The sequence below is a fragment of the Ramlibacter sp. genome (assembly GCF_050250995.1).
Lineage (GTDB): Bacteria > Pseudomonadota > Gammaproteobacteria > Burkholderiales > Burkholderiaceae_C > Ramlibacter.
This window is the reverse complement of sequence record NZ_JBFWNP010000031.1, coordinates 49,370-63,754: the sequence shown is the minus strand read 5'-3', so window position 1 is coordinate 63,754 and position 14,385 is coordinate 49,370. Positions and strand designations below refer to the sequence as shown.

Genomic DNA, 14,385 nt, shown 5'->3' with positions numbered 1-14,385 from the left:
TCCAGCTGCGTGATCGCCTGCGACACCGCGGCCTGGCTCATGCCAAGGCGCGTGCCGGCGGCGCTCATCGTGCCGTCGGCGGCGACGGCCACGAAGATTTCCACGAGCCGCAGGCTGACGCGGGACGCGGCGGCCGTGTTCAGAACGTCTCCAGCCCCGCGACGGTGGTGCGGTGAAGCAGCCGGCGCTGCGGCAAGGCATAGTCGCCCACCGCCAGGTGCTGGCTGGAGCAGTTGTCCCAGATCAGGACGTCGCCGACGGCCCACTGGTGCGCATACACGTTTTCCTCGCGAACGCACCAGTCGCCGAGCTCCCCGATGAGCGCATCGCCGTCCTCCTGCGACATGCCCTCGATGCGTCCCGTTGCCGCGCGCGTGACGTATAGGCACTTCTCGCCCGTGAAGGGATGCGTGCGCACGACCGGGTGGATCGCCTCGCGCTTCTGCGCTTCGGTGAGCGGCGGGCGGTTCTTCGCGGCGTTCTCCGCATGCATGCGCGCGTAGACGTTGGCGAGCGAGTTCGCGCCGCGCAGGCCTTGCAGGCGCTGCTTCATCGCCTCGGGCAGTTGCGCGTAGGCATGCGCGGTATTCGCGAACAACGTGGCGCCGAGCGGCTTGCCGTTGGCGTCGTGCGGAATCTCCAGCGCGTAGAGCATCGAATACAGGTTCGGCTTCGGCAGGAAGTGGCCGTCGGCATGCCACACGCGGCCCGCGTCGACCATGCCGATCGGCTTGCCCGCATCGTCGAGCACGTTGGACACGCGCACGAGTTCGGAATAGCCGGGCACGAGGTACTGGGGCAGCACATGCGGCTCGAGCGTGCCGAAGTGGCGGCTGAACGCGATCTGCTGCTCGGGCGTGATGCGCTGGTTGCGCAGCACCACCACCTTCCATTCGTGCAGCGCATCCAGGATCTTCTTCATCGTGGCCTCGGACACGCCCCGCGCGATGTCCACGCCACGGATCTCCGCGCCCGCGGGCTTGCCGCTGGGCACGACCTCGAAGGTCTCGGTGCGGTCGAGTTCGGTCGTCGTCATGCCGCTCACTCCGCCTTGACGTTGGCTTCCTTGATGACCCTCGACCACATCGCGGTGTTCTGCCGGATGTAGCTCGCGAATTGCTCGGGCGTCTCCGCCGTCGCCTCCAGGTCCATCGTCGCGAAGCGCTTCTTCATCTCGGGCGAGCCGAGGATCTTGTTGATCTCCGCGTTCAGGCGCGACGCGATCGCGGGCGGCAGCCCCGGCGGGCCGAGCACGCCGTACCACGACACGACCTCGAAGCCGGGAATCGTCTCGCCGATGGCGGGCACGTCGGGCGCCGTCGCCATGCGCTTCTTCGACGTCACGCCCAGCACCTTGAGGCGGCCGCGCTCGGCCTGCGCCATCGAGCTGCTGAACGCGCCGAACATGAAGGTGACCTGGCCGGAGATGAGGTCGATCTCGGCCGGCGCCCCGCCCTTGTAGGGCACGTGCGTCGCCGAGAAGCCCGCCATCGTCTTGAACATCTCGGCGGCGAGGTGGTTGGAGCCGCCCGCGCTCGGCGAGGCGTAATTGAGCTTGCCGCCCTGCGCCTTGCCGTAGTCGACGAGTTCCTTCACCGTTTTCACCGGCACCGAGTTGCCGACCACGAGCGCCTGCGGGCCTTCGGCCATCTTGGCGATGGGCGTGAAGTCCTTCAGCACGGAGTACGGCAGCTTCGCGAGCAGCGTTTCCTGGATCGTGAGCGGCGTCGATCCGAACAGCAGCGTGTAGCCGTCGGGCGCGGCCTTCGCCACGAAGTCGGAGCCGATCACGCCGCCCGCGCCGGCCTTGTTGTCGACGATGACGGTCTGGCCGAGCGCTTCGCCGAGCGGCTGCGCGAGCGAGCGGGCCAGCACGTCGAGCGGGCCGCCCGGCGGATAGGCGACGACGAGCCTCACGGGGCGGTTCGGGTACGCGCCCTGCGCGAACGCGGGCGCGACGGATGCGGCGAGCGCCAGGGCGGCGAGGCCGCCGAGCACGTGGCGTCGAAGTGCGCGAGCTTGCATGATGTGTTCTCCTGCGATGCGTTTCAGACGGGCACCGGTCCCGCGATGCCGGCACGGTGCAGGCGGCGCGGAATGTCGCCGTAGTCGAACACGGCGAGGTGCTGCACGGCGCAGTTGTCCCACACGATCAGGTCGCCCTTGCGCCAGGTGTGGCGGTAGTGGAACTCGGGCTTCTTCACGTGCTCGGTGAGGAAGTCGAGCAGCTCCGCGCCCTCTTTCTCCGGCAGGCCGACGATCTGGCTCGTGTGCCCTTCGGTCACGAAGAGGCACTTGCGGCCGTTCACCGGATGCCTGCGCACGATGGGATGCTCGACGTCGGGCAGCGCGTCGCGCTGCTGCGCGGTGAGCGGCGCGCGCTTGAGCTGGCCCTTCGCCCGCTTCTTCTCGATGTGCGCGGTGAAGCTGTGGACGGCCGGACGGCCATCGATGACCTGCTTCACGTCGTCGGGCAGCGCGTCGTAGGCGCCCCACGCGCTGGAGAACACCGTGTCGCCGAGCGCCTTGCCATCCCGGTGCGGGATCTGCAGGCCGTAGAGCACCGTGTACATGTCGGGCGTCTTCAGGTACGAGCCGTCGGTATGCCACAGCATGCCGGCGTCGGCGATGCCGATGTGCTCGCCGTCCTCGCGCTTGAGATTCGAGACGATTGACAGCGCCGGCACGTCGGCCACGCCGTAGCGGTTGTAGAACGAGGTGCGCAGCTCGCCGAAGTGCGAGGCGAATTCCTGCTGCTGCTGCGGCGTGATGTCCTGGCCGCGCAGGACGATCACGGAATACTTGTGCAGCGCGTCGCGCATGAACTCGTAGTCGCTCTCGCTCGGCGACGACGCGACGTCGATGCCGGTGATCTCCGCGCCGATGGGGGCCGGCAAAGGGGTGGCGGTGCGCCGTGCTTCCGTGACTTGCATGGGTCGGTGTTCCTCGTGGGGCTTACATCGCGGCCGCGGTGGCGGCCGTGGCCACGGCGCGCGCGGGCTCGGGCGTGTTGCGGGTGAATTCGGTCTTGCGGATGCCGTCCGCTTCGTCGGGGTCGTAGTACTGCCCCGTGACCGGCGCGAACAGCGTGCAGCGCTGCAGCACGCGCAGCTGCGTCGGGTCGTAGTCCTGCACCGCGAAATGCATCGTGCAGCGGTTGTCCCACATCAGCACGTCCTGCGGCTTCCACTTGTGGCGGAAGGTGAACTCGGGTCCGGTGGCGAACTCGTTGAGGAAGTCGATGATGGGCCGGCTCTCGCGTTCGGTGAAGCCGACGAAGTGCTTGAGGAAGCCGCCGGCGAACAGGCCCTTGCGGCCCGACTCCGGATGCGTCTTCACCACCGCATGCACCACCGGCGGATAGTTGCGCTTGCGCTCGGCCTGCACCTCGGGCGTGTAGCGGTGGAAGTCGGGCGCGCCGCTCACGTCATGCACGCCCTGCAGGCCGTCGACGAGCTTCCTCATGTTCGGCGACAGCGCCTCGTAGGCGCGGTACATGTTGGCGAACATCGTGTCGCCGCCGATGGGGGGAAGCTGCAGCGCATGCAGCCAGCTCGCCGTCGCCGGCCGGTTGGCGAACGACATGTCGGTGTGCCACTTGTCGGCCACCAGCGTCATGAGCTTCTTGCCGCCGATGGTCTGCGGCTTGTTCGAAACGATGTTCACTTCCGGGAAGTCGGGCCGGTTCCACAGCGGACGGTTGCGGTGGTCGTCGAGCGGGCCGAAGCGCGAGCAGAACGCGATCTGCTGGGCCGGCGAGAGGCTCTGTCCGGGGAAGCACAGCACGAGGTGCTCGACCCAGGCTGCGCGAATGGCCGCGATGGTCACGTCGTCGAGCGGCTGGCTCAGGTCGACGCCGCGGATCTCGGCGCCGAGGGCGTAGGAAAGGGGATGGATTTGCATCGGCAGGTCCTCAATCGGCGCGCGCACCGGAGATCTTCACGATTTCGCCCCAGCTCGCGCGCTCCTTCACGAGCGTCTGGCGGAACTGCTCCGGCGTGTTGCCCACGGCCTCGCTGCCGCCCGCGGCGAGCTTCTGCTGCACGTCGGGACGCGCCGCGATCTTGGCGATGGCGGTCTGCAGCCGCTCCACCACGTCGCGCGGCAGGCCCGCCGGGCCGACGAGGCCCGCCCAGGTCTCGGCGACGTAGTCGCGCACGCCGGCTTCGGCGATCGTCGGCACGTTGGGGAAGGCGGCCGAACGCTTCGCCGACGTGACCGCCAGCGCGCGCACCTTGCCGTCCTTGATGAGCGGGGTGGCCGTGCTCAGCGTGTCGAACATGCCGTGGATGTGGCCGGCCATCACGTCGGTGGTCGCGAGCGAGGTGCCCTTGTACGCCACATGCACGATGTTCGCGCCGGTGCGCGCCTTCAGCATCTCGAGCGAGAGGTGCGCGAGCGTGCCGTTGCCGCCGCTGCCGAAATTCAGCTTGCCGGGCTGCGACTTCGCGAGCTCCACGAGTTCCTGCACCGTCTTCGCGGGCAGGTTGGGGTTGACCTGCAGCACCATCGGCCCGGTCGACACGATGGAGATGTGCGTCAGGTCCTTCTCGGGGTCGAACGGCATGTTGCGGTACAGCGCCGGATTGATCGTCAGCGTGCCCGCCGAGACCATGACGAGCGAGTACCCGTCGGCCGCCATGCGGGCGACCTGCTCGGTGCCGGTGTTGCCGTTCGCGCCCGGACGGTTCTCGACGACGAAGGGCTGGCCGAGCTCTTCGGTGAGATGCTGGGCGAAGAGGCGCGTGGTCACGTCGAGGTTGCCGCCGGCCAGGTAAGGCACGACGATGCGCACGACTTTCTGCGGATAGCGTCCGGCCTGCGCGAATGCGGCCATCGGCGAGAGCGCCGCGCCCGCGCCGAGCGCGACGGCGGTGGAGAGGAATTGCTTGCGGTCCATGGGGTGTCTCGGGTTCGTTGTTGATTCAGGCCTCGTCGTCGAACGCGGCGTCCTTCACGATCGGTTCGAGCTTTTCGAACGCAGCGGCCGAGCCGGTGAGGTCCCACAGGGACTTGCCCCCGGCGATCTCGCGCGCGACCTCTTCCTCGCGGCGCATCTTGGCTTCCGCGCCCGCGATCGCCTTCTCGACGTGCCTGCGCTCGACGACGAGCACGCCGTCCCCGTCGGCCGTCACGAGGTCGCCGGGCCGCACGACCACGTCGCCGCAGACCACGGGCACGTTGACGCCGCCGAGCTTGCCCTTGTCGGCATGCATGGGCGACACCAGGGTGGCCCACACGGGGAAGCCGAGTTCGGCGACCGTGTCGACGTCGCGCACGTTGCCCTGCACCACGATGCCGGCCAGGCCGCGCTTCATGGCGAAGCGCGTGGCGAGGTCGCCCCACACCGCGCCCGAACCCTCGCCCTGGCAGACGACGACGAGCACGTCGCCGGGCTGCGCGAGGCTGAGCGCGCGGTGCATCATGAGGTTGTCTCCCGCGCGGCAGAACGCGGTGATGGCGGGGCCGACGGCGCGGCCGGCGGTGACGCGCCGCATGCGCGGCGACATGAGGCCGGCGTACGAGAGATGGCCGGTGCTCTCGTGCAGGTCCGCGACCGTGACGGCGCGCGCGCGTTCGACGAGCTCGGGCGCGACGCGGTTGACGCGCAGGTAGACGTGGGCGGGGGTGGAGTCCATCACTTATATTAACTATAAGAACAGGGGGCCGCAAGGCGGGGAACCCGAGCCCGGCCGTACGCGCGGCGGCGCCGGGGTTACCATTCGAGCGTCATGGACGCCCTGCTCCTCGCGCGGATCCAGTTCGCCTTCACCATCTCGTTCCACATCGTCTTCCCTGCGCTGACGATCGGCCTGGCGAGCTACCTCGCCGTGCTGGAGGCGCTGTGGATGAGGACGCGCGATCGCGAGTACCTGGACCTTTTCAATTTCTGGAAGAAGGTGTTCGCCGTCGCCTTCGGCATGGGCGTCGTCTCCGGGCTCGTCATGGCCTACCAGTTCGGCACGAACTGGAGCGAGTTCTCGAAGTTCGCGGGCGGGGTCACCGGCCCCTTGCTGGCGTACGAGGTGCTCACCGCGTTCTTCCTCGAAGCCGGCTTCCTGGGCGTCATGCTCTTCGGCATGCGCAAGGTGGGTCCCGGCCTTCACTTCTTCGCCACGCTCATGGTCGCGCTCGGAACGCTCGTCTCCGCCACGTGGATCCTTGCCTCCAACAGCTGGATGCAGACGCCGCAGGGCCACGCCATCGTCGACGGGCGCGTGGTGCCGCTCGACTGGTTCGCGATCGTCTTCAATCCCTCGTTTCCGTACCGGCTCGTCCACATGGTGCTCGCGGCCTTTCTCGCCACCGCGCTGTTCGTGGTCGCCAGCGCCGCCTGGCATCTGCTGCGGGGCAACGACAACGGCCCGATCCGCAAGATGATGGCGATGGGCCTCGGCATGCTGGTGCTCGTCGCGCCGCTGCAGGCCTTCGTCGGCGACCTGCACGGATTGAACACGGCGAAGCACCAGCCCGCGAAGCTCGCAGCGATCGAAGGGCACTGGGAGAACCATCCGGGCCAGGGCGTGCCGCTGCTGCTCTTCGGCATCCCGGACATGGAGGCGGAACGAACTCGCTACCCGGTTGCCGTGCCGAACCTCGGCAGCCTGCTGATCACGCACACCTGGAGCGGGCAGTTCCCCGGCCTGAAGGAATTCCCGAAGGAAGACCGGCCCAATTCGCTCATCGTCTTCTGGAGCTTCCGCGTGATGGTGGGGCTCGGCATGCTGACGATCCTGCTCGCGGCCGCAGGGGTGTGGTTGCTGCGCGGCGCGCGCGTCTACGCCTCGCGCGCCTACTTGCGCTTCGCGCTCGCGATGGGGCCGGCGGGGCTCGTCGCGATCCTCGCCGGCTGGATCACCACCGAAGTCGGCCGGCAGCCGTGGGTGATCTACGGCATCATGCGCACGGCCGACGGCGTGTCCGCGCACAGCGCGGCGCAGGTCGGCTTCACGCTCGCGCTGTTCGTGGTCGTGTATGCGCTCGTATTCGGCACGGGCACCGTGTACCTGCTGCGCATCGTGGGCAAGGGGCCGGAGATCGGCGAGAGCGAGATTCCCGACGGCGGCGCGGGCAAGAAGCGCCAGCCGATGCGGCCGATGTCGGCGGCGCCGGAGCGCTTCGACGAGCTCGAAGCGGAAGCGCCTTCCCCATCCGGAGGCCGTGATGAACGTTGACCTGCCCCTCGCCTGGGCCGTCCTCATCCTCTTCGGCGTGATGATGTACGTGGTCATGGACGGCTTCGACCTCGGCATCGGCATCCTCTATCCGTTCCACGCGGACAAGGCCGACCGCGACGTGATGATGAACACGGTCGCGCCCGTGTGGGACGGCAACGAGACCTGGCTCGTGCTCGGCGGCGCGGGGCTCTTCGTCGCGTTTCCGGTCGCGTACGCGGCGATCCTGAGCGCGTTCCACCTGCCGCTCATCTTCATGCTGGTGGGCTTGATCTTCCGGGGCGTGGCCTTCGAGTTCCGTTTCAAGGCGTCGGAAGGCCGCCGTCATTTCTGGGACGCCTCGTTCGCCGGCGGCTCCTACGTGGCGACCTTCTTCCAGGGCGTGACGCTCGGCGCGTTCCTGCAGGGCGTGCCGATGCAGGACGGCAAGTTCGTCGCGGGCGCATTCAGCTGGTTCGCGCCGTTCCCGCTCTTCGTCGGCCTCGGCCTGATCGCGGCCTATGCGCTGCTCGGCGCGACGTGGCTCGTGATGAAGACCGAGGGGCCGTTGCAGGAGCGCCTGCGCGCGCACGGCCGCGTGCTCACCTTCGTGCTGCTCGCGGTCATCGGCGTCATCAGCCTGTGGACGCCGCTCGCGCAGCCGCAGGTCGCGCAGAAGTGGTTCTCGTGGCCCGGCATGCTCGTCTTCTCGCCGGTGCCGCTGCTGGTAGTGGCATGCGGCGCGATGCTGCTGAAGACGCTCGGCGATCCTCGTCGCGACACGATGCCCTTCCTGCTCACGCTCGCCCTGGTGTTCCTCGGCTATTCCGGCCTCGGCATCAGCCTGTGGCCGAACGTGGTTCCGCCTTCGATGTCGATCTGGCAGGCCGCCGGCCCGGACAAGAGCCTCGCCTTCACGCTGGTCGGCGCGCTCGCGATCGTGCCGGTGATCCTGGGGTACACCGCTTGGAGCTACTGGGTGTTCCGCGGCAAGGTGCGGGCGGAGGACGGGTACCACTGATGGCGCGTCGCATCGAGGATGCCGGCGATGAGGCCGATGTGCGTCCGCTGTGGCAGCGGCTTGCGTGGCTGGTGGGCTTCTGGATCGCGGGCGTCGCGTCGCTCGGGCTGGTCGCGTGGTTGCTGAAGATGGCGATGCGGGGGGCGGGGTTGTCTACGTGATTGCGGAGAGACGACCGTGTTCTACGCTCGACAACCTCGCGGCAAACCCGCGCGTGGGCAGGCTGCGCTTTTGTTCTCTCGACAACCTCGCGGCAAACCCGCGCGTGGGCAGGCTGCGACGCGATGGCTACGGCGTCGCTTTGTGAACGCTTCGCGTCCACACGCGATCCCCTGCGCCGACAGGTCACGCGGCCCGGCGCCATGAACTCGCTGCGCGTTTGCCGCAAGCGTCAAACGCTCCGCTCAAACAGCATGGCGCAGCCAGTCAACGTACACGCGGTGCGATACGCGCCTGCGGCGCTCTCGTACACCGCGCTGGGCCGCATGACCCGCCGCCGCAGGCGCCTGTGCTTGACTCGCGTCGCAGCCTGCCCACGCGCGGGTTTGCAGTGGAGGGGTGGCACGCCGCCTGGTGGTGCGCTACTTGATCTCGGCAACGCCACGCATGGCCGGGCCGCGGCGCGAGTCAAGCACAGGCGCTCGCGCCGAGTGGCCTCGCGGCCCAGCGCTTCTACGAGAGCGCCGGCAGGCGCGTATCGAGAAGCGCGTACGTCATCTAGCTGCGCCATGCTGTTTGAGCGGAGAGTTTCCGCAAGGAAACTCGTAGCGAGTTCATGGCGCCGGGCCGCGAGGCTGCTCGGCGCGAGGGATCGCGTGGGGCCGCGACAGCGGCCTCAAAGCGACGCCGTAGCCATCGCGCCGCGGCCCGGCCGTGCGTGGCGTTGCTGGACGAGGTTTCGGCCTGAAGGAATCCTCGGCGTGCCTGGAAATTGGAACCTGACCCCAATTTCGACAATCTCGCCTTCTACGTCGACTGCCGCTGCTTGTCCTCCGCCGTCTTCTTCCGGATCGCCGCCGAGGCCGCCGCCCACTGCTCGTCGGACCACGCCGTGAGATGCGCGAAGTTCGAGCCGGTGGCCTGCTGCTCGCCGCCATCGATCAGGATCGTCTGGCCGTTCAGGTACTCGGCGGCCGGCGACATCATGTAGACCGCGAGGTTCGCGAGTTCGGGCATTCGGCCCGCCCGCTTCATCGGGTTGCGGGTCTCGGAATCGAAGCCGCCGCCTTGCGGGTCGAGCCGCGCCATCGCGCCTTCGGTGGGGAAGAGGCCCGGCGCGATCGCGTTGCAACGGATGCCCTTGCCGCCCCACTCCACCGCGAGCGACTGCGTCATCGCATGCAAGCCGGCCTTCGACATGGCCGAGGGCACGGTGAACGGCCCGCCGTTGAAGATCCAGCTCACGAGGATCGACAGCACGGAGGCCTTCTTGCCCTCCGCGATCCAGCGCTTGCCGCACTCGAGCGTGACGAGGAAGGAGCCGCGGAACACGATGCTCGCGATGGCGTCGAAGCCGTTGGGCGAGAGGTCCTGCGTGCGCGAGATGAAGTTGCCCGCCGCGTTGTTCACGAGCCCGGTGAGCGCGCCGCCGTCGGCCCAGATCGTGTCGACCATCTTCGCGATGTCCTCGGGCCGGCGGATGTCGCAGGCCACCGGCGTGACGGTCGCGCCGTGCGCGCTGCGCAGCGCGGCGGCCGTCTCCTCCAGCACCCCCATGCGCCGGCCGCAGATGTACACCGTGGCGCCGAGCATGGCGAAGGCTTCGGCCATCACGCGGCCGAGGCCGCTGCCGCCGCCGGTGACGAGGATGCGCTGGCCCTTCAGCAGGCCCGGGCGGTAGATCAGGTCGTCGGGTGTCATCGCTTTCGATCTCCTTGGGTTCCGTTCAATGCGGATGCGCCGCGGCGCGGCACTGCACCAGCCGCAGCGGCGTGTAGACCAGCGACACCGTGCCGTCCTGCTTGACCACGTTGTTGCGCGTGCGCACGAGGCCCCGGCCGGGCTTGTTGCGCGCCAGGCGCGCCTCGATCACCTCCATCTCCACACGGATCGTGTCGCCGACGTAGGTGGGCGATTTCATGTCGAGCTCCATGTTGAGGAACGCGATGCCCGTGTACTCGAGCGTGGGCACGATGCACAGGCCCTCCGCGAAGGTGTAGCAGAGCGCGCCGGGTACGGCCTGGCCGCCGAGCAGCTTGAACTCCTCCGACGTGTGGTCCGTGAACATGCCCTCGGTCATGCGCGTGAGATTGACGAAGGCGCACAGGTCCGCCTCGGTCAGCGTGCGGCCGATGCTGCGGAAGCGCCGCCCGACCGTGAAGTCCTCGAAATACAGCCCCTGGTTCAGGCGCTCCATCGCTTGTTCGCTCAACTGCTTCTCCCAAGTGTCGATTGCTGATCCTGCCCGCGCGCGATGACGCCCGCGCGCCTTTGCGCGAGCGCGCTCGCCGTGAGCGTTTCGGCCCATGCCGCCGCACGCGCCTGTTCGAGCGCGAGCGCATCGCCGTGGGCAAGCCGCGCGCCGTCGTCGATCAGGCGCTTGTACGCGCGCAGCGCCTGCGGTTCGGTCGACAGCATGTCGTCGGCGAGGCCCAGTGCCGCGGGCATCAATGCGTCGCGCGGCACGACCTCGTTCACCAGGCCCCAGGCGAGCGCGCGCTGCGCATCGATGAAGTTGCCGGTGAAGCTCATCTGTTTCGCCCGCGCGGGCCCGATGCGCCGCGACAGTTCCTGCGAGAGCCCCCAGGCGGGCAGCACGCCGATCCGCGCGTGCGTGTCCGCGAAGCGCGCCGCCTCGCTGGCCAGGAGAAGGTCGCAGGCCAGCGCGAGTTCGAAACCGCCCGTGACCGCTGCACCATCCACCGCGCCGATGATCGGTCCGTCGAAGGCACGCATCGCACGCGCGACGTCGAGTTCTTCCGCCACGATGAGCGGACGCGGGTCCGCGGCTGCGCCCAGTTCCTGCAGATCCAGCCCCGCGCAGAACGCGCCGCCCGCGCCCGTCAGCACGACGACGCGTGCGCGTGCAGGGAGTTCGTCGGCGAACAGCCGTACGAGCTCGCGGCGCATCGCCGCGGTCAAGGCGTTCTTCGCCGCGGGTCGATCCAGCCTGACGACGGCGCAGGCATCGCGAGGGAATTCGACCCGGACTTCGGGGTGGCTCATGCGTTCAGCTCCTTGCGATGGACTTTAGCGCCGCCTCCGGCAACACGAAAACGGCGCCAAGGTTGGGCTGCGGCCACAAGCCATGACAAGTAGTCGGGAATATTTAACGGCCCCGTCGGTTTGTCGGCGCCGTCCGACGAGCGAGTCCCCACATTTAGTGTGAGAATTTGTGTGTTGTGTTGCAGGGAGCCCGGCATGTTCGCCGCCGTCAATGGTCTGTTCGTCGTCGCCACGTCCCGTCTCGCCGGTGCGGACAGGGACCGGTTCGCCGGCCTCGCGCACGTCTACGCCGACCCTCGAAGCACCAACCCGGCCGAAGCATTGTTCGAGGTGATGGCCGGCGAGCTCCACCAGAGCGAGGAAGACGCGAAGCAGGACGCGCTGGAATGCGCGATGGCCGAAGTGGAGTCGCGCCGGCAGGGCGGCTGACCCCAGGCGCATTCACTGCGTCGACACCGCGACGCCTCGCGGACCTACTCGGCAAACTGGATCTTGTTCTCCGTCACTTCCTTGCGGTACCACTCCGCATGGAAGCGCAGCAGCTTGTTGTAGTCCTCGCCGATGATCGGCGCGGCTTCGAGGCCCACGGTCTTCAGGCGCGCGGCGACGGCCGGGTCCGACACGATGGCATTGAGGTGCTGGCGCAGCGCATTGACGGCCGCGCCCGGCGTGCCCGCCTTCACGCTGAGGCCGAAGACGGCGGGAATTTCCTCCAGCCCGCGAACGCCCTGCTCCTGCAGCGTCGGGATCTCCGGAAACTCCACCGCGCGCTTCGCGCCGATACCGGCAATGATGCGGATCTTGCCGGTGCGGTGGCCCTGGATCGACGTCGTGAGCGGATCGACCTGCGCATCGGTGTGGCCGGCCAGCAGGTCGGCCATCGCCGGGCCCGCGCCCTTGTAGTGGACCGGCGTGCCCTTGATGCCCAGCGACTTCGACAGGATCAGCCCCGCGAGGTGCGTCGACGAGCCCTGCCCCACCGTGCCGAAGTTGAAGCCGTCGGGCCGCGACTTCACCCAGGCCACGAACTCCTTCATGTTCGTCGCGGGCACCTTGCTCGACACCACGAACACGTAGGGCACCTTGGCGATGGCGCCGATGGCCTCGAAGTCCTCCAGCGTGACCGTGACATTCTTGAACTGCAGCGGCGCGAGGGCGAAGGTCGTCGACGACCCCATGAAGAGCGTGTAGCCGTCGGCGGGCGAGGCCTTCACTTCGTTGGCGCCGGTGAGCGTTGCGCCGCCCGGACGGTTGAAGATGACGACGGGCTGGCCCACGCGCTTGCCCAGTTCCTCCGCCACGATGCGCGCGGCCGCATCGGTGGGGCCACCGGGCGCGTAGGGCACGACGTAGCGAATCGTCTTGTCGAACTGGAACGGGGCCTGGGCCTGCGCGGGCAGGGCCGCGGCGGCGATGCCGGCGCCGAGCCAGCCGAGGAATGTCTTGCGCTTCATCGCGGTTGTCTCCTGTTGAGTCGCGGCCAGTGTAGGAGCGGGGGTCGGGCGGCGCGCGTCCATGCGTCGGCGATGTTCCGTAGTGTGGATCGCGCGTCTCAGCGTCTCAGATCGGTCCGGTCTTCGGCAGCCGCAGGAAAGCCAGCAGCGAGATCACCGGCAGCATCGCCGTCGCCGCGAGCGCCAGGCGGAAGTCCTCGGGCGCGAGTCGCCCCGCCGCGCCGCCATGCACCTGATGCATCCAGTCGAGCAGCGCCGCCGCCAGCACGACGCCGAGCGCCACCGTGAGCTGCTGCACCATCGTCGACAGCGCCGCGCCGTGGCCCATGCGGCGCGGCGGCAGGTCCTGGTAGCCGATGGTCGCGAGGACGACGAGCACCGACGTGTTCGCCGCGCTGGCCAGCACGAGCACGCCCGCGATGATCCACCACGGCGTCTCGGCCGTGAAGAGGCCGTACACGCCGAACAGCGCGCTCGCGCAGGCGGCGCCGAAGACGAGCAGCGTGCGCTCGCCCCAGCGCTTGACGGTCGCGACCACCAGCGGCCGGGCGCACAGGGCGCCGAAGGCGCTGGCGAGCATGAGCAGGCCCGTCTGCAGCGCCGGGATGCCGAAGCCGAGCTGCAGCAGAAGTGGTAGCAGGAACGGGAAGGAACCCGCGGCCATGCGCGCCGGCGTGCCCCCGCCGACCGACAGCCAGTAGGTCTTCACGCGCAGGATGCTGAAGTCGATCATCGGCTCGGCCTGCCCGCGGCTGCGGCGCAGGTAAAGCCACAGCAGCGCCACGCCGCCCGCCGCGAGCGCGGCGATCGAGGGCCACGGCAGCACGCCCTTGCCGATGACCTCCACGGCGGCGAGCAGCGCGCCGAGCGAGAGCGCGAGCATGAGCAGGCCCACCGCATCGGGCGCGGCCGGCAGTTCGGCGGGCGGGGGCGGATCGCGGTCGATGAAGCGCCACGCCAGCAAGAGCGTCGCGATGCCCAGGGGCACGCTGACCAGGAAGATCCAGCGCCACGAAGCGACGGTGACGATGGCGCCGCCCATGAGCGGCCCCACCAGACGGCCCACGCCGCCCGGCACGCTGAACCACACCATCGCGAGCATGAGCTGCGCGGGCGGCACCGCCTGCAGCAGGATCAGGCGGCCGACCGGCAGCATCATCGAGCCGCCCGCGCCCTGCAGCAGCCGGAACGCAACAAGTTGCGGCAGCGACACCGCCATGGCGCACAGCAGCGAGGCCGCCGTGAAGATCGCGAGCGATGCGCAGAACACGCGGCGCGGCCCGAAGCGGTCCGCCATCCAGGCGCTCGCGGGCAGGAACACGACGAGGCCGATCAGGTAACACGTGATCGCGAGGTTGAGGTCCAGCACGTCCGCGTGCAGCGACGCAGCGATCGCGGGCAAAGCCGTGCCGAGCGCGGAGGAGTCGAGGTTCTGCAGGAAGATGGGGCACGCGACGAGCAGCGGCACGATGCGCAGGCGGCTCGCGGTCAGGTCCTTGGGCATGTGCCTGCATTCTCGGGCATGGCGGGGCCGGCGCGCGCTGCTAACATGAAAACCGAAGTCACCCCTCCTCCATCACTCCCCCTGCAC

At 68.9% G+C, this 14,385-nt stretch carries 16 protein-coding genes; 4 read left to right on the top strand and 12 right to left on the bottom strand.

Annotated features, from left to right (window positions below):
- The 7 genes from AB7E83_RS18635 to AB7E83_RS18605 all read right to left on the bottom strand — a co-directional run.
- On the bottom strand, window positions 1-104 hold a 104-nt coding region (locus AB7E83_RS18635; RefSeq protein WP_428572125.1), incomplete at its 3' end, for a LysR family transcriptional regulator.
- 35 nt (window positions 105-139) lie between these two features.
- Complete coding sequence (locus AB7E83_RS18630; protein ID WP_428572121.1) at window positions 140-1,036, bottom strand: TauD/TfdA dioxygenase family protein; 897 nt, start codon at window positions 1,034-1,036, stop codon at window positions 140-142.
- A gap of 5 nt (window positions 1,037-1,041) precedes the next feature.
- Window positions 1,042-2,025 carry a Bug family tripartite tricarboxylate transporter substrate binding protein gene (locus AB7E83_RS18625; protein ID WP_428572119.1) on the bottom strand — a complete coding sequence of 328 codons (984 nt, stop codon included), beginning with the start codon at window positions 2,023-2,025 and terminating at the stop codon, window positions 1,042-1,044.
- A 23-nt stretch (window positions 2,026-2,048) separates the two neighbouring features.
- Complete coding sequence (locus AB7E83_RS18620) at window positions 2,049-2,933, bottom strand: TauD/TfdA dioxygenase family protein (RefSeq protein ID WP_428572117.1); 885 nt, start codon at window positions 2,931-2,933, stop codon at window positions 2,049-2,051.
- 22 nt (window positions 2,934-2,955) lie between these two features.
- Entirely contained in the window at window positions 2,956-3,903 is a 948-nt protein-coding gene (locus AB7E83_RS18615; protein ID WP_428572115.1) for a TauD/TfdA dioxygenase family protein, read from the bottom strand.
- Window positions 3,904-3,913: 10 nt separating this feature from the next.
- Window positions 3,914-4,900 carry a Bug family tripartite tricarboxylate transporter substrate binding protein gene (locus AB7E83_RS18610; RefSeq protein ID WP_428572113.1) on the bottom strand — a complete coding sequence of 329 codons (987 nt, stop codon included), beginning with the start codon at window positions 4,898-4,900 and terminating at the stop codon, window positions 3,914-3,916.
- Window positions 4,901-4,925: 25 nt separating this feature from the next.
- Entirely contained in the window at window positions 4,926-5,639 is a 714-nt protein-coding gene (locus tag AB7E83_RS18605; protein ID WP_428572111.1) for an RraA family protein, read from the bottom strand.
- A gap of 93 nt (window positions 5,640-5,732) precedes the next feature.
- Between AB7E83_RS18605 and AB7E83_RS18600 the strand changes: the two genes are divergently transcribed.
- The 3 genes from AB7E83_RS18600 to AB7E83_RS18590 are packed head-to-tail and all read left to right on the top strand — an operon-like array spanning window position 5,733 to window position 8,336.
- The gene (locus AB7E83_RS18600) at window positions 5,733-7,175 is read left to right on the top strand and encodes a cytochrome ubiquinol oxidase subunit I (protein WP_428572109.1); all 1,443 of its coding nucleotides are present in this window, start codon (window positions 5,733-5,735) and stop codon (window positions 7,173-7,175) included.
- The gene (gene cydB / locus AB7E83_RS18595) at window positions 7,165-8,175 is read left to right on the top strand and encodes a cytochrome d ubiquinol oxidase subunit II (RefSeq protein WP_428572107.1); all 1,011 of its coding nucleotides are present in this window, start codon (window positions 7,165-7,167) and stop codon (window positions 8,173-8,175) included. Before AB7E83_RS18600 ends, cydB begins: the two co-directional genes overlap by 11 nt.
- Complete coding sequence (locus AB7E83_RS18590) at window positions 8,175-8,336, top strand: DUF2474 domain-containing protein (RefSeq protein ID WP_428572105.1); 162 nt, start codon at window positions 8,175-8,177, stop codon at window positions 8,334-8,336. The genes cydB and AB7E83_RS18590 overlap by 1 nt, the downstream gene beginning before the upstream one ends.
- An 805-nt stretch (window positions 8,337-9,141) precedes the next feature.
- Here AB7E83_RS18590 and AB7E83_RS18585 read toward each other — a convergent pair.
- From AB7E83_RS18585 to AB7E83_RS18575, 3 genes are read right to left on the bottom strand one after another with little or no spacing between them, the layout of a single operon-like run.
- Window positions 9,142-10,035, bottom strand: a complete 894-nt coding sequence (locus AB7E83_RS18585; protein ID WP_428572103.1) for an SDR family oxidoreductase — start codon at window positions 10,033-10,035, stop codon at window positions 9,142-9,144.
- Window positions 10,036-10,060: 25 nt separating this feature from the next.
- On the bottom strand, window positions 10,061-10,531 hold the full coding sequence (locus AB7E83_RS18580; RefSeq protein WP_428572123.1) for an acyl dehydratase: 471 nt from the start codon (window positions 10,529-10,531) through the stop codon (window positions 10,061-10,063).
- 11 nt (window positions 10,532-10,542) lie between these two features.
- Window positions 10,543-11,340: an enoyl-CoA hydratase gene (locus AB7E83_RS18575; RefSeq protein WP_428572101.1), complete on the bottom strand. Its 798-nt coding sequence runs from the start codon at window positions 11,338-11,340 to the stop codon at window positions 10,543-10,545.
- A 195-nt stretch (window positions 11,341-11,535) separates the two neighbouring features.
- On the opposite strand from AB7E83_RS18575, the gene AB7E83_RS18570 reads away from it, so the two are divergent.
- Window positions 11,536-11,769 carry a hypothetical protein gene (locus tag AB7E83_RS18570; protein WP_428572099.1) on the top strand — a complete coding sequence of 78 codons (234 nt, stop codon included), beginning with the start codon at window positions 11,536-11,538 and terminating at the stop codon, window positions 11,767-11,769.
- 44 nt (window positions 11,770-11,813) lie between these two features.
- Here AB7E83_RS18570 and AB7E83_RS18565 read toward each other — a convergent pair whose 3' ends face one another.
- Window positions 11,814-12,794 (bottom strand): tripartite tricarboxylate transporter substrate binding protein, encoded by a 981-nt coding sequence (locus AB7E83_RS18565; RefSeq protein ID WP_428572097.1) that lies wholly within the window; start codon window positions 12,792-12,794, stop codon window positions 11,814-11,816.
- A gap of 106 nt (window positions 12,795-12,900) precedes the next feature.
- Window positions 12,901-14,298: an MFS transporter gene (locus AB7E83_RS18560; protein ID WP_428572095.1), complete on the bottom strand. Its 1,398-nt coding sequence runs from the start codon at window positions 14,296-14,298 to the stop codon at window positions 12,901-12,903.
- Window positions 14,299-14,385 lie beyond the last annotated feature (87 nt).